The sequence below is a fragment of the Micromonospora sp. NBC_00898 genome (assembly GCF_045207895.1).
Lineage (GTDB): Bacteria > Actinomycetota > Actinomycetes > Mycobacteriales > Micromonosporaceae > Micromonospora.
The window spans coordinates 1,538,971-1,557,267 of the sequence record NZ_CP108775.1; the positions used below are offsets into that span (position 1 = coordinate 1,538,971).

Below are 18,297 nucleotides of genomic sequence, written 5' to 3' on the forward strand. Positions count from 1 at the left end.
CGGCGAGGAGACCTGATGTCCGACATGTCCTACCTGGACGGCAACATGCTCGACGGGCCGCTGCGCGAGCTGTTCGCCGTGGACCTGAGCGGCGCCATGGGCCGGTGCGAGTCGTGCGGGACGGTCGGCCCGATGGCCGGGCTGCACGTCTTCTCGCACGCGCCGGGCCTGATCGGCCGCTGCCCGGCGTGCAGCGAGGTGATGCTGCGGCTGGTCCGGGCGCCCGACCGGGCCTGGCTGGACCTGCGCGGCAGCACCTACCTGCAGGTGCCGCTGCCGCTCGACCAGCCCCACCCCCGCCCGCTGTAGCTCCCGGCCCCCACCGGCCCGCGGCGGCCAGCGCCAGTGGCCCCAGACCCGGCCTCCGACGGTCAGGAGGTGGTGAGCTGGCCGATCGGCAGGCCGCCACCCTGGCCGCGCTCGGCGTGGTTGCCGGTACCGCCGACGACGGTCGCCGCCGGGTCGCCCACCGGAGCCGGCGTCGGGGTGGTGCCGGCGGCGTGAGCGGCCCGCGCCGGGGCGGGTACGACCCGCGTCGGCGCGGGCGTCACCCACGTGGGAGCGGCCCGGCGGAGGCGTCGGCCCAGCCGGCTGACCAGCTGCCCGACGGTCACCGGGACGACGGAGAGGACGAGCTGCCCGCTGCGTGGGTCGATGGTGGCGGCGACGCCGTACAGCCGCAGGCCGTGCCGGAGCAGCCGGGGACGCCCGGTGGCGAGCCGCGGCGCGCGAACCGGGGCGCTGCCCCGGCCGTGCGTACCGGTCAGCTCCGCGCGGACCGGGTGTCGCTGGCCGGTCGCCGCGCTGGCGGCCAGCAGCCGGTCCACCGGGAAGTCGGTGCGGACGGTCCGGCCGGTGGGGTCGGTGGCGTCCAGGAGGGTGGTGCCGGCGAGCTGCCCGGCGACCAGCCGGACCGGCCCGGCCTCGGCCGCGAACCGGGGGTACGGGCTGCGGGTGGTCACCGCGAGGGTGTGCCCGCCCTCCCAGGTCACCTCGACGGTGTCGAGCTTGGCCAGCCAGTCGGCCCGGACGTCGGTCACGTCGGCCCAGCCGCCGGTCCGGGCGCCCGGGTAGCCGGCGTGCCACCGGCCGTTCTCGACCACCGTCGGGGGGACGCCGCGCTCGGCGTCCTGGTCGATGACGGCGAACAGGTCGTCCACGCCGCCCGCGGTCACCGCGCCGAGCCGCAGCCGGGCCTCGATGTCGAGCCGGTCCCGCAGGTCGTCGGTGACGTACCATTCGACCAGCCGGCGGACCACCGCGTGCACCTGTTCCTGGTCGGCCCGGTCCAGCCGGCGGAAGTCGTCGCCGACGAGGTTGGCCAGCTCCAGCCCGACGTGCCGGCGCAGCACCGCGTCGCGCCGACGGCCGGCGGGGATCAGCGCGGCGACGAACGCGAAGAGCCGCTCCACGCTGACCAGCCGGGCTGCCACCCGGCTGTGGTAGGTGATGTTGCGGGCGTTCAGCCGGCGAACCGCGTGGTAGTAGTCGTAGTCGGCGAGCACGGAGATCCGCCGGGCCCGGTAGCAGGCCTCGAGGGTGAACGGCTGGTCGCTGAGGACCGGCATGTCCTCCGGGAAGCGCAGCCCGTGCCGGTCGACCAGCTCCCGCCGGAACAGCTTCGTGTTCGCCAGGGACCACGGCAGCGCCGAGTCGAACAGGTCCACGTCGACCGCGTTCCCGCCGGCGAAGACATCGGAGAAGACGTGCCGGCCGTTGACCCCGACCACCTTGCCCAGCACCACGTCCGAGCCGTGCTGGTCGGCTGCGGCGACGAGACGTTCGAGGGCCTCCGGGCCGAGGTGGTCGTCGGAGCCGAGGAAGAAGACGTACCGGCCGGTGGCCAGCTCCAGGCCGCGGTTGCAGGGGGCGGCCGGGCCGCCGGAGTTGGCCTGGTGCAGCACCTTCACCGTGCCGGGGTGCCGGGCGGCGAGCCGGTCCAGCAGCCGCCCGCCCCCGTCGGTGGAGCCGTCGTCCACCGCCACGATCTCCATCCGCTCGTGGCCGATCGTCTGGTCGAGCAGCGAGGACAGGCATTTCCGCAGGTAAGGCATGGTGTTGTAGACGGGGACGACGACGCTGACGTCGGGCGCGGTCATCGGATCGCTCCTTGGGTGGTCGGCGGCTCGGGCAGGGGCGCGCCGGGCGTCGCGGGGTCGGTCATCGTGGGGGTTCCGGCGTCCGTGAGCAGCCGCCGGTAGACCCCGTCCAGCACGTCGGCCTGCGCCCGCCAGGTCCAGCTCTCCAGCAGGCCCGGCCGGTCGTACGCGGCGCGGTAGCGGGCGGGGGCGGCGAGCACCGCGCGCACCGCGCGGACGAAGTCGTCGACGTCGGCGGCCCGGAACACCTCGCCCTGACCGGTCTTCCCGACCGTGGCCGCCATGGTCCGCACGTCGCTGACCACCAGCGGCAGCCGGGCGTGCGAGTACTCGAAGAACTTCGTGATCAGCGCGATCTCGTGGTTGGGCCAGCGGTGGATCGGGATCACCCCGACGTCGGCGCCGGAGAGGAAGGGCACCACCTGCCAGTGCGGCACGTACGGCAGGACGTGCAGCCGGTCGGCCACCCCGGCGTGGGCGGCCCGGGCGGCGAGCTGCTCGACGTACCGCAGCGCGGGGTTGACCACCAGCGCGACGTGCACGCCGGGCAGCCGGGGCAGGGCGTCGATGAGGGTGTCCAGGCCGCGTTGCGGTGCGGCCGCGCCGCTGTAGACCAGCAGCGGCACGTCGGCGTCGAGGCCGCATTCGCCGCGGATGTCCGGCGGCGGCGCGTCGTCGGTCGGGCCGTGCTCGGCCGCGGGGGCGTTGAGCAGCACCGCCGGCGACATGGGCAGCCGGTGCTCCCGGCGCAGGAGCTCGGCGAGGTCGGCGGAGACGGTGAGCACCGTGTCGGCGTGCGGGGCGTACTCCCGCTCGTGCGCCCGGTGCGCCGGCAGCCAGCGGGCGTGGTCGCGCCACGGCTTGATGCCGGGCAGGAACTCGTGCGCGTCCCACACCAGCGCGATCCGCCGGCCCTGCCCGGCGGCGCGGATCTTGGCGCGGGCGCCGACCCCGAGCATCCGGAAGTCGTGGGCGTGGATCAGGTCCGGGCGGAGCCGGTCGATCTCCGGGCCGTAGGTCAGCTCGTAGTCCCACAGCCCGGGCTCCAGCCGCCGCCAGGCGCGGTCGCCCTGCACGACCTGCCAGAAGAGGGTGTACGCCCGGTCCCAGGGGTTGCGGAACTTCCGCCCGCTGCGGACCCGGTTCATCATCTTCGTGCGCAGCCATACCCAGCGGCCGAGCAACCGGGCCGCCGTCGCGCGCAGCCGCAGTCCCCGCCGGGCCCGCCGCAGCCGGCCGGGGTCCAGCTCGCCGGCGCGGGCCCGCTGCTCCAGCAGCGCGGCCCGGACGGTCAGGTCGGCCTGCCAGGCCCGCACCCACTGCGCCCGGTGCTCGGCGATGCCGCCGAGCCGGTACGCCAGCGGCCAGCGCAGCCAGGAGCGGCGGAACTCGTGCCGGCGCCGGTCCAGCGGGTTCGGCATCGGCAGCAGCCGGACCTCGGCGGCGCCGAGCTGCCACCGGCGCTCCACCTCGTCCGGCGACCGGCCGAGCAGGGTGACGTCCCAGCCCGCCTCGGCGGCCGAGCGGGCGATCTTCTGCACCCGGGAGTCGCCCTCGACCTTGTTGTCGACGAGCATGACGATCCGGCCGCGGCGCGCGGTCGTCGTGTCGTCCGGTTCCACTGCTGGTCCTCCGCTGGTCGGCCGGCATCTCCGGCGCGACTCCACGCTGGTGGAGCCAGTCGTCGACCCGGCGACGGGGATGTGACGCACAGACGACCGGCAGGCGGCGGTTGAGTTGTGAGGCAGGACACAGGGGACGTCGGTGGGGAGACCGGACGGGCCTCCCCACCGACGGTGTCGGTCAGCCGTCCGTGGCGGCCAGTCGTCGCCAGACCAGTGCGGTGAGCAGCGCCATCGCGCCACTCGCCAGCCAGAACGGCGCGACGATGTCCCCCGTCGCCCGGGCGATCAGCCCCCCGGCCGCCGTGCCGAGGGCCGCCCCGCCCAGGTCGGCCAGGGAGTACACGCTGTTCACCCGGCCGCGCAGCCGGTCCGGCACGAGCCGTTGGCGCAGCGACACGACCAGCACGCCCCAGACCATGGTGTGCACGCCCCAGACGGCCAGGGCCGCCCCGGCCACCCAGGGTTGCCGGGTGGTGGCGAGCACGACCTGGAGCCCGACCTCGACCAGCAGCCCGATCCGCAGCAGCGCCGGGGTGCCGAACCGGGCCCGCAGCCGGGGCGCCAGGGCCGTGCCGGCCAGCCCGCCGACCGCGGACGCGGTCAACAGCACGCCGTAGCCGACCTCAGCGAGACCGAGCCGCTGCCGGGCGTAGAGCACGAACGCCGCGAACGCCGCGCAGAACGCCACGTTCATCACCGCGATGCAGCCCGCGAGGATCCGGAGGACCGGCGCGGCCCAGAGGGCGCGTACGCCGGTGGCGATGTCGGCCCGCAGCGACCGGCGCGGTGCGTCATCCGCCGGTTCCGGCGCCGCCCGCGGTACCGGACGCCGGCGCAGCAGCGCCAGCAGCAACGCGGCCAGCCCGAAGGTGGCCGCGTCGAAGGCGAACGGCACCGCCGCGGTGAGCACGAAGAGGTACGCGCCGAGCGGCTTCGCGGCGAACTGGTTGCCGACCACGAAGGTCGCGAAGAGCCGGCTGTTGGCCTGCTCCAGCCGTTCCGGCGGGACCACCGAGGGCAGCAGGGCCCCGGCGGCCGTGTCGGCCAGCGTCTCGCCGACCCCGGTGAGGAAGAACGCCAGGCAGATCAGCGGCACGGTGGCCAGCCCGGTGAGCACCGCCGCGGCCAGCGCGGACAGCACCAGGCAACGGCCGACGTTCACGCCGATGATCAGCCGACGCCGGTCGAGCCGGTCGACGAGGGCGCCGCTGACCAGCGCGAAGAGCAGCCAGGGCAACTGCTGGGCGAGCACCGCCGCGGCGAGCGCGGCGGGGTCCCGGGTGAGCGAGGCGACCAGCAACGGTCCGGCGACCATGGTGACGCCGTCGCCGAGGTTGGAGACCGCGCTGGCGGTCCAGAGGCGGTGGAAGTCGCGGCCGAGCGGGCCGGCGGGAACGGTGGCGGTCATGCCGACCACCGCGCAGGGGTGTGACGTCCGGGCGCGACGGGGCGCCCGGACGGGCTGTCCGGAAACACGAGGAACTCCCTCGGAAGCGATATGGGTTGGCGTGGTCACGCCATGACGGAGGACCCGCGCGGAGGCGGGTCACCTGATCGCTTCGCGGTGAGGGGACGGTGTCGAACGGGGTCGTCCCGCTCCCGTCGGCGGGGGGCCGGCGGTGGGCGGGATCAGTGGGGGCGGCGACGGGCGCCGCGTGGCCCGGTCAGGACACCGTGGTCCCCAGCGGCGAAGCGGGAGCCAGCACCGTGCCGAGAAGAGCCATACCCATGATCGACCTCCTGTCGTCCGCGTCCACCCTAGGCAGGGGCGGCCCGGTCCGCGACCCCGGTTGGACACCGGGTGGGGCGGTGGGCGAGAGTGTGGCCACGTGAGATACCTGAGCACCGACGGGCGGGTCGGCATCCGCCGCCCCCGCCCCGCCGACGAGGCCGAGTTCACCGCCGCCGCCCGGCGCAGCCGGGATCTGCACCACCCGTGGCTCGCCGCGCCCGACGACCCGGAGAAGTACGCCGCGTACCTGCGCAAGGTGCGGCGCCGGGACGGCGCCGGCTACCTCCTCTGCGACCTGGCCACCGGGGAGATCGCCGGGTACGCCAACATCAGCGGCGTCGTCATGGGCGCGCTGCGCGGCGGTTACCTCGGCTACGCCGCCTTCCTGCCGTACGCGGGGACCGGACACGCCTCTGCCGGCATCCGTCTCGTCGTCGAGCACGCCTTCACCGCGCTGGGGCTGCACCGGCTGGAGGCGAACATCCAGCCCGGCAACGAGCCGTCCAAGCGGCTGGCCCGGAACCTCGGCTTCCGGCTCGAGGGCTTCTCCCCGGACTACCTGTTCATCGACGGCGCCTGGCGCGACCACGAACGGTGGGCGATCACCGTGCCGGAACCCGGCCAGGCCTGAGCCGGCGGTGGCGGCCGCCGTCGGGCGACCGCCACCGACCGTGCCGGGTCAGCGTCCGGGCCCGCGCGCCGCGGGGCGCTGCCCGGTCAGCCGCTCCAACCGGGCCTGCTTCTGCTCGGCCCGCCGCCGCTGGCGCGGCGTCAGTCGGGTGCGGCCGCTCTGTTGCAGGTAGATCGGGGTGCGTTGGTCGTTCGACATCATGCTGCTCATGCCATGCTCCTCTCCGGCGTCCGACGGCGAGGGCGACGTCCCGCAGCCCTCCCGCGGTCCCCCCACGCTGCGCCGCCGTCGGGTGAGGCGACCCCACCCGGTACGGATGAGCCGGCGGTCAGCTGCCCGGCTTCGGGAAGGCCACCGGGCTGCGGTGCCCGTCCCGGTCCACCGCCCGGTGCGCTGAACATGCCCTGCACGTCGACGCCGGCCGCCTTGAGCTGCGCGGCGAAGACGATGGTGGCCTCGCTGCGCCGGCTGGCCATCACCCGGGCCAGCTCCATCAGCACCGCCACGCCGGAGGCGTCGTCGTCGGCGCCCGGGGCGTCACTGACCGCGTCCATCACGTCCGTGGCGCGGGAGTCGTAGTGGCCGGTGACGACGTAGACCCGGTTCGGCGCGGAGTCGCCGCGCAGGGTGGCCACCATGTTGGTGATCCGGGTCGCGGTGGGGATCCGGGACGCGGGCTCCTGGACGTACGACTGCAGTTCCACGGTCATCCCCCCGGAGGCGGCGGCGTACCCGGACAGCTGCGCGAAGATCCAGTCACGGGCGGCGCCAATGCCCCGCACCGGGTCGTCCTGGCTGGACAGGGTGTGCCGGGTGCCGAAGGCGGCCAGCCGGCGGACGGTGGCCTCGATCCGGTCGCGGTCGATCTCGCGTAGCAGCGCGTACAGCTCCGGGTCCGGCGGCTGCGGCCGGACCGGCTGGCCGGGGCCGGGCGGCGCGACGGCCTCTTCGGCGGCGGCGGGCGTGGCGGCGAGCGGTGCGGTGACGGTGGCGGCGGTGGCCGCGGCGGAGGCGGTCAGGAAGGTGCGTCGGGTCGACCTCGTGGGTCGGTCGCCGACGGTTTCGTGGGATCCTATTCCCGCATCTTGGCCGATGATTGCGATGCTTATCTATATCGGTAGACATGGATTCTACGGACAAATCTCATCCGAACCGGGTGAGGTGGAACAGCAGCTCAAGGGCGTAGCGTCCGGGTCATGGTGCTGGAGCGTCCCACCCCGGCCAATCCAACGCCGACCAAGCCGCAGGACCCGTCACGCCCCGGTTCGCAGGCGCGGGCCCTGCCTCCGGAGCTGGGTCCGAACGCGATCGCCGTGGTCAGCGGGGCGACCTTCATGTACTCGGATCCGGTCGGCGACGTGCCGGCCGGCACGATCGGTGGCCTGGTTCACCGGGACACCCGCATGCTCAACCACTGGGTGCTCACCATCGACGGCCTACGCCTGCTCGTGCTGCGCTCCGGCGTGGTCGACCACTACTCGGCGCAGTTCTTCCTAACCAATCCGGCGCTGCCCCAACTGCCGGCGAACACCATCGCTGTCCGACGGCTGCGCTACCTGAGTGACGGGTTGCACGAGCGGATCGGAGTCGCCTCCTTCGCCATGGAGCGGGTCCGGTTCGAGTTGCGCCTCGAGGTGGGCAACGACTTCGCCGACATCCTCGAGGTCAAGACGAACGTCCGCGACCGGTCGGAGCGGATCCAGCGGCGGCACGCGCCGGACGGCTCGCTGCTGGTGTTCAGCTATGAGCAGGACGGCTTCACCGCGGACACCCGGGTCCGGTCGACCCCGCCCCCGCAGCGACGGGAGGGCGACCACCTGGTCTGGGCGATCGACCTCGGACCGCGCGAGGAGTGGCAGGTCGAACTGAGCGTGCCGGTGCCGCCCGGCATCGGGGTGACCGAGCCGGTCCGGGGCGACGCCGCCGACGTCTTCCACCACCGGGCGGAGGATCCGGCGGCCCGGTGGCTCGCGCGCGCGGCCCAGCTGACCAGCGACCACCTGGTGCTGGAGCGGGCGACCGCGCAGACCCGCTCGGACATGTCCGCGCTGCGGCTGGAGATGGAGTGTGGGGAGGAGCGGATCAGCCTGCCGGCCGCCGGCATGCCCTGGTTCCTCACCATCTTCGGCCGGGACACCCTGATCACCGCGTACCAGGCGCTGACCTTCGGGCCCCGGATGGCCAGGGGAACCCTGCTCGCGCTCGCCCACCAGCAGGGCCGGCGGTGCGAGGACTTCACCGACGAGGAGCCCGGCAAGATCCTGCACGAGTTCCGCTTCGGCGAGCTGACCCGGCAGGGACTCATGCCGTTCGACCCCTACTACGGCACCGCCGACGCCACCCAGCTCTGGCTGATCCTGCTGTCGGAGTACTGGCGCTGGACCCGCGACGACGACCTGGTCCGGTCGCTCCGGGACAACGCGCTGGCGGCGTTGAACTGGATCGACCGGTACGGCGACCGGGACGGCGACGGCTACGTCGAGTACGCGACCCGCTCCCCGGAAGGGCTGGGCAACCAGTGCTGGCGGGACTCCTGGGACGGGGTGCGCTTCGCCGACGGCCGGATGCCGGTGCTGCCGATCGCCACCTGCGAGATCCAGGGCTACACCTACGACGCCAAGCTGCGCGTGGCCGAACTCGCCGACGGGCCGCTGGCGGACCCGGCCCTCGCGGACCGGCTGCGCGCCGAGGCGCACCGGCTGCGCGAGTCGTTCAACCGGGACTTCTGGATCGAGGCGCGGGGCGGCTACTACGCCGTCGGCCTCGACGGCGACAAGAACAAGATCGACTCCATGACATCCAACCTGGGGCACCTGCTGTGGAGCGGCATCGTCCCGCAGGAACGCGCCGCCGCGCTCGCCCGGCAACTGATCTCCGAGGACATGTTCAGCGGCTGGGGGATCCGGACGCTGTCCCGGGCCGATGCGCCGTACAACGCGCTCGGATACCACCTCGGCACCGTCTGGCCGCACGACACCTCGATCAGCGTGCTGGGGCTGGCCCGGTACGGCTTCCGCGACGAGGCCAACCGGGTAGCCCTCGCCCTGCTCGACGCCGCCGCCGAGTTCGGCGACCGGCTGCCGGAGGCGATCGCCGGCTACCCGCGCGAGCGGAGCCTCGCCGCCATCCCGTACCCGACCGCCTGCAGCCCCCAGGCCTGGGCGTCCGGGGCCCCGCTGAACCTGATCCGGGCCATGCTGGGGCTCCGCCCGGTCGGCGGCCGGCTCGTCGTCGACCCGGCGGTGCCGCACGAGGTCGGCCGGATCAACATCAGCGGCATCAGCGCGTCCGGCCACCGCTGGGATGTCGAGGCCATCGACTCGGAGGGGTACGTGCGGCTCGCGGCCGATTGAGCGCGCCGACACCACGTTTGTCCCGCGTTTCGGCGGGAACGGCAGCGGGCATGACGAAACCTCGTGTGGTGATCGTGGGGGCCGGGTTCGCCGGATACCACGCGGCGAAGACGTTGAGCCGGCTCGCCGGCAAGCGGGCCGAGATCGTCCTGCTGAACTCGACCGACTACTTCCTCTACCTGCCGCTGCTGCCCGAGGTGGCCGCCGGCGTGGTCGAGCCGACCCGGATCTCGGTGCCGCTGTCGGGCAGCCTGGACGGCGTCCGGGTGGTGATCGGCGAGGCGGACCGGGTCGACCTGCAGAACCGCTGGGTCGGCTACCGGGCGCAGGAGGGTGACCACGGCCGGCTGGCGTACGACCGGCTCGTCCTCTCCGTGGGCAGCGTGAACAAGCTGCTGCCGATCCCCGGCGTGACCGAGTACGCGCACGGCTTCCGCGGCCTGCCGGAGGCGCTCTACCTGCACGACCACGTGGTCCGGCAGATCGAGTTGGCCGAGCTGACCGAGGACCCGGCCGAGCAGCGGGCGCGGACCACCTTCGTGGTGGTGGGCGCGGGCTACACCGGCACCGAGGTCGCGGCGCACGGGCAGCTCTTCACCGACCGGCTGGTCGCCCAGCGTCCGCACCTGACGGTGCGCCCGCGCTGGATGCTGCTCGACGTCGCGCCCCGGGTGCTGCCCGAGCTGGGCGAGCGGATGTCACGGACCGCCGATCGGGTGCTCCGGCGGCGCGGCGTCGACGTGCGGATGGGCACCTCGGTGTCGGAGGCCACCCCGGACGGGGTGATGCTGACCGACGGCGAGTACGTGCCCACCTGCAGCCTGGTCTGGTGCGTGGGCGTGCGCCCCGACCCGTTCGTCGCCGAGCTGGGGTTGCGTACCGAGAAGGGGCGCCTGGTGGTCGACGAGTTCCTCAACGTTCCCGGCTACCCCGAGGTGTACGCCTGCGGCGACGCGGCCGCGGTGCCCGACCTGACCCGCCCCGGCCAGATCTGCACGATGACCGCCCAGCACGCGCAGCGGCAGGGCAAACTGGCCGCGCAGAACATCGCCGCCTCGTACGGGCAGGGCAAGCGGAAGCCGTACAAGCACCACGACCTGGGCTGGGTGGTCGACCTGGGCGGCAAGGATGCGGCGGCGAACCCGTTGAAGGTGCCGCTGTCGGGCCTGCCCGCCAAGGCGGTGACCCGCGGCTACCACCTGCTCGCCATGCCCGGAAACCGGGCCCGCGTGGGCGCCGACTGGGTGCTCGACGCGACGATGTCCCGACCCGCCGTGCAGCTCGGCCTCGTCCCGGCCAACGCGGTGCCACTGGAGAGCGAGTCGCCCGAGATGGTGCGCCGCGGCTGAGCGACGGTCAGCCGCCCGCCGGCGGCGGAGCCCCACCCGTCCCGGGGCTCCGCCCGCCGGCGCGCCGCTTTCCCGGTCCGGAGGGCTCCGACAATGACGGCTCGACGTCGGTTGGCGGGTCGGCGGCGCCGGTGGCGGGTGACGGCACGGTGCTCAGCCCCTTCGGGGCGAACTCGCGGAGCAGGATCTGCGCGATCCCGGCGGCCGGAATGGCCAGCAGTGCACCGACCAGCCCCGCCAGTTCCGCGGCGAGCAACACGCTGACCAGCACGGTCAGCGGGTTCAGCCGGACCGCCCGGGACATGATCACCGGCTGGAGCAGGTGGTTCTCGGCCTGCTGGTAGACGACGAAGAAGACCAGCACGATGATGCCCGTGGTGGGCGAGTGCAGGAATCCGGCGCCGGCCGCGATGATCGCGCCCAGTGTCGCGCCGACCAACGGGATCAGGTCGGCGATGGCGACCAGCAGGGCGATCACCGCGGCGAACGGCACGCCGGTGAGGAACAACACCAGGAAGGTCAGCCCGCCGCAGATCACGCTGATCAGCAGGTTGCCGCTGAGGTAGCCGGTGATGGTGCGGGCGGAGTCCCGGCCGACGCGGCGCAGCCGCTCCGCGCCGCCGTCGCCCACCAGGGCCAGTGACCCGGCGATGATCTTCGGGGCCTCCAGGACCATCAGGTACGCCAGGACGATCACCGTGACGAGCCCCGCGATGGTCTGCAGCACGCCGCGGACCAGCGACACGGCGGGCTGGCTCAGGCGCGAGCCGTACCGCTGGAGCTGGTCGGCGTGGCTGCTCGCGTACTCCCGCAGCCGCAGCCGGGTCAGCACCTCGCCCACCGGGCCCCGGCCGGCCCGGGCCTCCCGCAGCAGCTCCGGCGCCCGGTCGACGAATTGGCCCACCTCGTCGACCAACGGCAGAACGATCATCGCGGCGAGGGCGCCGAGCAGGACGAACGTGGCGAGGAAGACCAGCAGGGTAGCCAGCGCCCGGTGCCGTACCCAGCCGCGCTCCAGCCGGTCGACCAGCGGTTTCAGGGCCACCGCGAAGAACGCCGCGACCAGGGTCCAGACCAGCACCCGTCGGGTGGCCCAGACCAGGCCCAGTCCGACCAGGGTGGCCAGCACCAGGCCGATGACGATCAGCGCCCGGCGAGCGGTGGACCGGTCCTGGGCGTCGCTCATCCGGCGCGGCTACCCGGCCGGGCTCCGGGAAAACCCACGGTCCGGCCCGCCGGGGCCCGCCGGGGGATCAGTCCGCGGCGAGGCTGGCGTCGGTGGCGGGGCGGGCGCCGGAGACGAAGGCGTCCAGCGTCGGGCCGTGCAGCACCCCGCCGGGGAGGGGGTCCCCGGCCACCCGGGCGGCCAGCCGGCGTACCGGCAGACGGTCGGGTCGGTGCGCGGCGGCGAGCACCAGGTTGCCGTACCGGCGGCCGCGCAGCATCCGGCGGTCGGCGACCAGGCAGACGTCGGCGAAGACCGCGCGCAGGGTGGCCACCTGGGCCCGGCAGAAGACCAGCGGCGGCAGGTCGGTCACGTTGACCAGGTAGACGCCGTCGGGGTGCAGCGTCCGGGCCACCTCGGCGGCGAACTCGACGCTGGCCACGTGCCCGGGCATCCGGGCCGCCCGGTAGACGTCGGCGAGGACCAGGTCGTACCTGCCGGACGGGGCGACGGTCACCGCGTCCCGGGCGTCGGCGACTGTCACGGTCACCTCCGGCGGCAGCGGCGGCAGCGCCCGGCGAACCAGGTCGACCACCGCCGGGTCCCGTTCGACGACCCGTTGTGCCGACCCGGGACGGGTGGCGGCCAGCCAGGTGAGCGCGCCGCCGCCCAGGTGCAGCGCGGTCAACGGCCGGCCCGGCGGGGCGGCCAGGTCGATCACCGCGGCCATCCGCCGGACGTACTCGAAGTGCAGGTGCCGCGGGTCGACGACGTCCACGTACGACTGGGCTACGCCGGCGGCGAGCAGCGTACGCCCGGTCCGCCGGGCCGGGTCGACGACCAGTGCCAGGTCGTCGGCGGCGCTCTCCATGGCCGGCAACGGTAGCCGATCCGGTCGGCGACCGGCCGGTTCGGGCCGGCGGGCTCGCGGCCCGCCGGCCCGGCCGGCTCAGCCGGCGTTCATCCCGGCGCCGACCTCCTCGATGGCGTCGTCGATCCGGTGAGCCAGGTCGACGTCGAGGGCGGTGACCCCGTCGACCCGTTGGGTCCGCACGATCAGTACGGCGCTGTCCGGATCCGGCCGGCCGATCTGCGGGGCGCGGCCGACCTCGGTCCGGAGTTGGTCGAGCCGGTCGAGCACCCGGTCCAGGTTGTCCGGCGGCAGCTCGATAGCGCGTACCAACGACCGTTGGTCGCTCGACCAGTACCGCAGTCGGCTGAGCGCGTCGCGCAGCTCCTGCTCGTCCAGTGGGGCCGTGGCCGACCTCGGACCCACCAGGCCACCGCCGGGCTCCGGCGGCGTGAGCAGGTCCCGCAACCCGTCGGGTACGCGCAGCGACTCGACGAGGTCGCCGTCGGCGTCGGCCAGCGCCGCGAGGGTCGCCTCGGCCTGGTACCGCGCCTGCTCCGGGGTGCGGCCGCTGATCCGGGCCACCTCGGTGAGGAAGCCCGCCAGCTCGTGGTGCCGTTCGATGCCGTCCACCGGCACGACGTCGTGCAGCTTCATCGGCACCGCCGCGAGCAGCCGTTGCCGCGCCGCCTCGTCCAGCGCCCATGCCAGCGCCAACACGGTCGCCTCGGCGCCCACCTTGGCCGTGGAGAAGTCGACCCCGGCCCGGCGGCCGACGTCGTCGACCAGGGCGCGGTAGCCGACAGCGGTCACCGCGGGAGTGCCCTTGCCGGGCTCAGGGAGCGGCCGACCGGGCTGCCGCGCAGCGGCCGGCGGCGGGGCGGGACCACCCCGGGTGATGTTCGGCTTGCGCCGTCCGGCGGGCGGCGGACCCTGCCGCTGGCCCTGATCCAGGGAGGTGATCTGCTTGGACGCGCTCAGGCTCGCGCGGGCCTGGCTGGGCTGCAGACCCCGCTCCCGGGCCTCCCGGGCCAGGGCCCGGCGGCGCTGGTTGTCGCCCTCCATCTGCTTGCGCATCGTCGCACCTCGTTCCTCGTCGGGTTCGGCCTTCCGCGCGTCGCCTTCCCGCCGTGGCGGGGAAGGAAACGGCCCCGGCCGGTGCCTCGCCGGGAGCGCGACGTCAGCTTCACTCGCTGGGGGTGAGGGGCGTTCACCCGACGGCGGCCCACGATCGGGGTGGACCGGGAAACTTCCGAGGCACGCGGAAGGGAAGGTCGTCATGAAGCGGATCGTCGAGATTGTCCCCGCCCGACCCGGCTGGTACTCCCGGTGGCAGTTGGCCCCCGAGGCCACCCGCTGCTACCCGGTGACCCTGTGGGCGCTGCTGGAGGAGAACGACGGAACCGGCCGTGAGGTGGTCGGCGTCGACTGTGTCGGACAGTGGCCCGGAGCGGACGACAACGAGGCGGGTGGGGAGTTCGTCCGCTATCTCTTTCAGACGCCCGATTCCGGCCCACCGGAGGACGCGGAGCCACCCGCGGCGGAGGAACCACGGTCGACGGGCCCGCGCCTGCAACCCGTCCCCGCCGCCTGAGCCACCCTCCCCGGCCCCCGGCCCCTGGTCCCAGGGTCGGGGGCCACCCCAACCCTCAGGGCGGGGTCAGCCCACCTCGCGGACGTCGTCGGAAGCGGCGGGCCGCCCCACCGCCAGCAGCTCGGCCAGGCCGGTGCGGTCCAGCAGTTGCTGGACCTGCGGGTTCATCCCGGTGAGCCGGACCGGCCCGGTGCCGGCTCGGTGGATCACCACGAAGGCGCTCAGCCCGGAGGAGTCGCAGAGCCCCACCCCGCCGAGGTCGATCATCAGCTCCTCGTACCCGTCGCGGTGCAGGTCCGCGGCGGCGGCGATGAGTTCCGGCGCGGTGTCGTAGTCCAGCTCGCCGGTCAGCCGCAGCCGGGCGCGCCCGGCGTCGAGCCGGCTCACCTCGATGGTCGACAGCTGGGAGGGCATGGGTCCATGTTCCCAGGCCGACGTGATCGGGAAACCCCGGGGTGCCTCAGGCGGAGACGGACTTCTCCGTACTCCCGGGGACGGGCCGCCCCGGCCTGAGGTCGAGCGGCGGCCGGGCCAGCAGCCCGGTGATCCCGGTCAGGTCCAGGATCGTCTCCAGGAACCTGGGGGTGCCGCGCAGTCGGATCACGGTGCCGTTCTGCTGACCCTCGCGCCAGGCGTGCACGATCACCGACAGGCCGGTGCTGTCGATGAAGAGCAGGTCGCCGAAGTCGAGCACCAGGGTGGGCGGGTCCTCGGCCAGGAGCCGGTCCACCTCGGCCCGCAGCGGGGCGGCGGTGGTGAAGGCGAGGTCGCCGTCGACCTTGATCGCGGGAGCGCCGGGGTCGGAGCGGTCCACGGAGATGCTCAGCGGCGTCGCCTCGGGCTTCCTCCGTTGGGGTACCACCATCACACCTTTCCGCGGGCTGCCGGTCGGGCCCGGTCGATCGGATCGTAACAACCCCGCAACCGCTCCGCTCGGCGTCGCCCACGGCACCGGGCGGACCTGCCGTGGGGTGGCGGTCCCGGCCTGCCGGCGTAGGGTGGGGCGAAGAGATTGGAACACAATCGCCGTTTCCGGTGGGCCGCGGGTGGTGACGCCGCGGGTGTCGACAAGGAGTGGGGCTTAGCTGGTGACTGCTGCCGACGTCAGGGACGCTGACCCGGGCGACGGACGGCTCGCCACGCCGAGTAGCGCACGGGGTCCGGCGTGGTCCGCCGCCCCGACGGCCGCCACCCTGCCGCCCCTGGCCCCGGACCGCGGCCCGGCCACCCCCGACTGGTCGGAGGTCGTGGAACATTTCCGCGAGGGCCTGATCGTCTGCGACGCCGACGGCGTGGTGCGGCACCTCAGCCCGGTCGCGGAGCGTCTCCTGCCCGAGGTGGTCCCGGGTGACCTGCTCGCCGCCGCCGGTGTCGCCGCCCTCGCTGACGACGGGCCCGCCGAGTTCACCCACCGCGGCCACCGGCTGCGGGTGCGGCGGGTGCCCCTCTCGGCCGCCCGCTGCTGCTGGTACGTCGAGGACGTCACCGAGAGCGTCAGCCGCGCCGACGCGCTGCTGGCCGAGCGGGCCCGCTCGGCGTTCCTGGCCGTGGTCGGGGAGAAGTTGGGCAACCCGCTGCACCCGGACCGGGCCGCCGCCGCCGTGGTGCGGCTCGCGGTGCCCACCCTCTCCGACGTCGCCGTGCTGGTGCTGGCCCCGCACTCGGGACGCGCGCGCTGGTGGCGGGCCTCCCGTTCGGACGACGAGGCGCCGGTGGTGGACAGCGGCGTGTTGGCCGCCGCCGAACTGCCCGCGGCGATCGGGGAAGGGCTTGCGGGCACCGAGCCGCACACGCTGGACTGGCTGGTCGAGCAGGCGGTGGAGGCCGGCTGGCTGCCCGGGATGACCGCCACCGAGGCGACCGCCCGGGTGGTGCCGCTGCCGGGCCGGGACACCCCGGTCGGCGTGCTGCTCGTCGCCCGGCGCGCCACCCGGTGGTACGACGAGGCCGACGTCCACCTGGTCCGGGCCTTCGCGGCGCGGGCCGGCGCCGCGCTGACCACGGCTGTGCTGTACCGCGACCAGGCCGAGGTCGCCGACACGCTCCAGGCCAGCCTGGTGCCCGTGGAGCCGGCCGCGGCGACCGGGGTGCAGTGGGGCACCGCCTACCGGCCGGCGCAGGCGGGGCTGCGCATCGGCGGCGACTTCTACGGCTCACACCGGCTGGCCGACGGCGGCTCGGTCTTCTTCCTCGGGGACGTGTCGGGCAAGGGGGTGGAGGCGGCCGTCTTCACCGGCCAGCTCCGGCAGTGCCTGCAGGCGCTGCACCGGGTGGAGTCCCACCCCGGCCGCCTGCTGCGGCTGCTCAACGACGCGCTGCTGGAGACCACCCTGGCGCATGGGCAGGGGCGGTTCGCCACCATGGTGCTCGGCGTGGTCCGCCCGCACCGCGACGGCGGCCTGAGCCTGACGATGGCCGGCGGTGGGCACCTGCCGCCGCTGGTCGTGCGTGCGTCCGGCGAGGTCGAGGCGGTGCCGCTGAGCGGGATGCTGATCGGCGTGGTGCCGGATCCCCGGATCGGCGAGGTCACCGTCCGGTTGGAGCCGGGGGAGACCTGCCTGCTGTACAGCGACGGGGTGACCGAGGCCCGCGGTGGCCGGCGCGGCGACGAGCAGTTCGGCGCCGAGCGGCTGCTCACCGCGATCTCCGGCTGCCACCGGATGCCGGCGCCGGCCCTGGCCGAGCGGATCGAGCAGGTGACCTGCGACTGGCTGGCCCAGGGCGACCACGACGACATCGCCGTGCTCGCCCTCCGGGCGACCGGTCCGGGGGTGCGGACGCCCCGCCACCTCCACGCGGTGCCGAGCCCGGCCCGCCCCGGCCCTGCGAGGGAGAGCTACGCGTGACCGCCACGACCATCGAAGCCGACCCGGCCCACGCCTATCCCGGCTATCTCCAGTCGCTGGAGGAGGCGGACGAGTACGCCGCCATCGAGGTGGCGCTGAGCCTGCTCCAGGCCGGGCTGCCGGCGGAGCGGGTGCTGCTCGACCTGGTCGCCCCGGCGCAGGCCGAGGTGGGGGAGCGCTGGGCGCGCAACGAGTGGAGCGTCGCTCAGGAGCACGCGGCCACCCACATCAGCGAGCGGGTGGTGGCGGCCGTCGCCGGGTACGCCAACCCGCGGCCCACCCGCGGCCGGATCGTGGTCGCCTGCCTCGACGGCGAGTGGCACGCGCTGCCGCCCCGCCTGGTGGCCGAGGTGCTGCGGCTGCGCGGCTGGCAGGTCACCTTCCTCGGCGCCAGCGTCCCCGCCGCGCATCTGGTGTCCTACCTGCACCGGTACGACGCGCACGCGGTGCTGCTGGCCTGCGCGCTGCCGATGCGGCTGCCGCACGCGCACCGCATGATCGAGGCGTGCCGCCGCTCCGACGTACCGGTGGTGGTCGGGGGGCGCGGATTCGGCGACGACGGGCGCTGGGCGCGGCAGCTGGGGGTGGCGTGGGCGCCGGACGCGCCGGCCGCCGCCGACCTGGTCGCCGACGAGCGGGCGCTGCGCCGGGTGCCGCCGACGCAGCTCGACCACCTCGCCGACGACGAGTACGCCAGCCTGGTCAAGCGGCGCGGCGAGCTGATCGACAGCGCGCTGGCGGACCTGCGGGAGCGGGTGCCCGCGGTGCACGACTACACCCCGGCGCAGCTCGACTCGACCATCAGCGACCTGGGCTACATCGTCGACTTCCTGGCCGCCGCGCTCTACGTCGACGACGCCACCCTCATCACCGACTTCGTCGGGTGGCTGGTGGGAATCCTGACCAGCCGCGGGGTGCCGGCGGGCGCCGTCGGGCTCACCCTCGAGCACTATGGACAGACGCTGCGGGACTTTCCCCGGGCGGCGCGGTTCCTCGACGGCGGCCGAGCGCTGGTGACCGGGCCGGCGGGCGGGTCGCGGCGCTGACTGGTCG

The 18,297-nt window shown here is 74.5% G+C and carries 17 protein-coding genes; 7 read left to right on the forward strand and 10 right to left on the reverse strand.

What is annotated here, in order from left to right; all coding sequences use genetic code 11:
• The first annotated feature begins 15 nt into the window (after window positions 1-15).
• Entirely contained in the window at window positions 16-309 is a 294-nt protein-coding gene (locus OG799_RS07415) for a DUF6510 family protein (protein ID WP_406044309.1), read from the forward strand.
• Window positions 310-371: 62 nt separating this feature from the next.
• Here OG799_RS07415 and OG799_RS07420 read toward each other — a convergent pair whose 3' ends face one another.
• From OG799_RS07420 to OG799_RS07430, 3 genes are all read right to left on the reverse strand, one after another.
• Window positions 372-2,099, reverse strand: coding sequence for a glycosyltransferase family 2 protein (locus tag OG799_RS07420; protein ID WP_406044310.1), 1,728 nt, complete (start codon window positions 2,097-2,099; stop codon window positions 372-374).
• On the reverse strand, window positions 2,096-3,676 hold the full coding sequence (locus OG799_RS07425; protein ID WP_406046229.1) for a glycosyltransferase family 4 protein: 1,581 nt from the start codon (window positions 3,674-3,676) through the stop codon (window positions 2,096-2,098). Before OG799_RS07425 ends, OG799_RS07420 begins: the two co-directional genes overlap by 4 nt.
• Window positions 3,677-3,902: 226 nt before the next feature.
• Window positions 3,903-5,132, reverse strand: coding sequence for an MFS transporter (locus tag OG799_RS07430; RefSeq protein WP_406044311.1), 1,230 nt, complete (start codon window positions 5,130-5,132; stop codon window positions 3,903-3,905).
• A 421-nt stretch (window positions 5,133-5,553) separates the two neighbouring features.
• On the opposite strand from OG799_RS07430, the gene OG799_RS07435 reads away from it, so the two are divergent.
• The gene (locus OG799_RS07435; protein ID WP_406044312.1) at window positions 5,554-6,087 is read left to right on the forward strand and encodes a GNAT family N-acetyltransferase; all 534 of its coding nucleotides are present in this window, start codon (window positions 5,554-5,556) and stop codon (window positions 6,085-6,087) included.
• 48 nt (window positions 6,088-6,135) lie between these two features.
• Here OG799_RS07435 and OG799_RS07440 read toward each other — a convergent pair whose 3' ends face one another.
• Both OG799_RS07440 and OG799_RS07445 read right to left on the reverse strand, forming a co-directional pair.
• A complete protein-coding gene (locus tag OG799_RS07440; RefSeq protein WP_406044313.1) occupies window positions 6,136-6,297 on the reverse strand; it encodes a hypothetical protein in 162 nt (53 codons plus the stop codon).
• Entirely contained in the window at window positions 6,294-6,869 is a 576-nt protein-coding gene (locus OG799_RS07445) for a M28 family peptidase (RefSeq protein ID WP_406044314.1), read from the reverse strand. Before OG799_RS07445 ends, OG799_RS07440 begins: the two co-directional genes overlap by 4 nt.
• Before the next feature lie 414 nt (window positions 6,870-7,283).
• On the opposite strand from OG799_RS07445, the gene OG799_RS07450 reads away from it, so the two are divergent.
• Both OG799_RS07450 and OG799_RS07455 read left to right on the forward strand, forming a co-directional pair.
• Window positions 7,284-9,440: a glycogen debranching N-terminal domain-containing protein gene (locus OG799_RS07450; RefSeq protein WP_406044315.1), complete on the forward strand. Its 2,157-nt coding sequence runs from the start codon at window positions 7,284-7,286 to the stop codon at window positions 9,438-9,440.
• A 50-nt stretch (window positions 9,441-9,490) separates the two neighbouring features.
• Window positions 9,491-10,789, forward strand: a complete 1,299-nt coding sequence (locus tag OG799_RS07455) for an NAD(P)/FAD-dependent oxidoreductase (protein ID WP_406044316.1) — start codon at window positions 9,491-9,493, stop codon at window positions 10,787-10,789.
• 7 nt (window positions 10,790-10,796) lie between these two features.
• Here OG799_RS07455 and OG799_RS07460 read toward each other — a convergent pair whose 3' ends face one another.
• From OG799_RS07460 to OG799_RS07470, 3 genes are all read right to left on the reverse strand, one after another.
• The gene (locus OG799_RS07460; protein ID WP_406044317.1) at window positions 10,797-11,975 is read right to left on the reverse strand and encodes an AI-2E family transporter; all 1,179 of its coding nucleotides are present in this window, start codon (window positions 11,973-11,975) and stop codon (window positions 10,797-10,799) included.
• A gap of 67 nt (window positions 11,976-12,042) precedes the next feature.
• Entirely contained in the window at window positions 12,043-12,825 is a 783-nt protein-coding gene (locus OG799_RS07465) for a spermidine synthase (RefSeq protein WP_406044318.1), read from the reverse strand.
• A gap of 78 nt (window positions 12,826-12,903) precedes the next feature.
• A complete protein-coding gene (locus OG799_RS07470; protein ID WP_406044319.1) occupies window positions 12,904-13,881 on the reverse strand; it encodes a 4a-hydroxytetrahydrobiopterin dehydratase in 978 nt (325 codons plus the stop codon).
• A gap of 202 nt (window positions 13,882-14,083) precedes the next feature.
• Here OG799_RS07470 and OG799_RS07475 point away from each other — a divergent pair, with 202 nt between their 5' ends.
• On the forward strand, window positions 14,084-14,398 hold the full coding sequence (locus OG799_RS07475) for a hypothetical protein (protein WP_406044320.1): 315 nt from the start codon (window positions 14,084-14,086) through the stop codon (window positions 14,396-14,398).
• 66 nt (window positions 14,399-14,464) lie between these two features.
• Here the strand turns inward: OG799_RS07475 and OG799_RS07480 are convergent, their stop codons facing one another.
• Together OG799_RS07480 and OG799_RS07485 are read right to left on the reverse strand one after the other, a co-directional pair.
• Window positions 14,465-14,812: an STAS domain-containing protein gene (locus OG799_RS07480; RefSeq protein WP_406044321.1), complete on the reverse strand. Its 348-nt coding sequence runs from the start codon at window positions 14,810-14,812 to the stop codon at window positions 14,465-14,467.
• A gap of 46 nt (window positions 14,813-14,858) precedes the next feature.
• Entirely contained in the window at window positions 14,859-15,263 is a 405-nt protein-coding gene (locus OG799_RS07485) for an STAS domain-containing protein (protein ID WP_406044322.1), read from the reverse strand.
• Between the two features lie 223 nt (window positions 15,264-15,486).
• Between OG799_RS07485 and OG799_RS07490 the strand changes: the two genes are divergently transcribed.
• Entirely contained in the window at window positions 15,487-17,244 is a 1,758-nt protein-coding gene (locus tag OG799_RS07490; protein ID WP_406044323.1) for a PP2C family protein-serine/threonine phosphatase, read from the forward strand.
• Window positions 17,241-18,290, forward strand: a complete 1,050-nt coding sequence (locus OG799_RS07495) for a B12-binding domain-containing protein (protein ID WP_406044324.1) — start codon at window positions 17,241-17,243, stop codon at window positions 18,288-18,290. The genes OG799_RS07490 and OG799_RS07495 overlap by 4 nt, the downstream gene beginning before the upstream one ends.
• The last annotated feature ends 7 nt before the right edge of the window (window positions 18,291-18,297 follow it).

What these genes read in the sequence shown, in the direction of transcription:
- OG799_RS07415 (WP_406044309.1), top strand. Translation starts at nt 16, where the DNA reads ATGTCCGACATGTCCTACCTGGACGGCAACATGCTCGACGGGCCGCTG.
- OG799_RS07420 (WP_406044310.1), bottom strand. Translation starts at nt 2,099, where the DNA reads ATGACCGCGCCCGACGTCAGCGTCGTCGTCCCCGTCTACAACACCATG.
- OG799_RS07425 (WP_406046229.1), bottom strand. Translation starts at nt 3,676, where the DNA reads ATGCTCGTCGACAACAAGGTCGAGGGCGACTCCCGGGTGCAGAAGATC.
- OG799_RS07430 (WP_406044311.1), bottom strand. Translation starts at nt 5,132, where the DNA reads ATGACCGCCACCGTTCCCGCCGGCCCGCTCGGCCGCGACTTCCACCGC.
- OG799_RS07440 (WP_406044313.1), bottom strand. Translation starts at nt 6,297, where the DNA reads ATGAGCAGCATGATGTCGAACGACCAACGCACCCCGATCTACCTGCAA.
- OG799_RS07450 (WP_406044315.1), top strand. Translation starts at nt 7,284, where the DNA reads ATGGTGCTGGAGCGTCCCACCCCGGCCAATCCAACGCCGACCAAGCCG.
- OG799_RS07455 (WP_406044316.1), top strand. Translation starts at nt 9,491, where the DNA reads ATGACGAAACCTCGTGTGGTGATCGTGGGGGCCGGGTTCGCCGGATAC.
- OG799_RS07460 (WP_406044317.1), bottom strand. Translation starts at nt 11,975, where the DNA reads ATGAGCGACGCCCAGGACCGGTCCACCGCTCGCCGGGCGCTGATCGTC.
- OG799_RS07465 (WP_406044318.1), bottom strand. Translation starts at nt 12,825, where the DNA reads ATGGAGAGCGCCGCCGACGACCTGGCACTGGTCGTCGACCCGGCCCGG.
- OG799_RS07470 (WP_406044319.1), bottom strand. Translation starts at nt 13,881, where the DNA reads ATGCGCAAGCAGATGGAGGGCGACAACCAGCGCCGCCGGGCCCTGGCC.
- OG799_RS07475 (WP_406044320.1), top strand. Translation starts at nt 14,084, where the DNA reads ATGAAGCGGATCGTCGAGATTGTCCCCGCCCGACCCGGCTGGTACTCC.
- OG799_RS07480 (WP_406044321.1), bottom strand. Translation starts at nt 14,812, where the DNA reads ATGCCCTCCCAGCTGTCGACCATCGAGGTGAGCCGGCTCGACGCCGGG.
- OG799_RS07485 (WP_406044322.1), bottom strand. Translation starts at nt 15,263, where the DNA reads ATGGTGGTACCCCAACGGAGGAAGCCCGAGGCGACGCCGCTGAGCATC.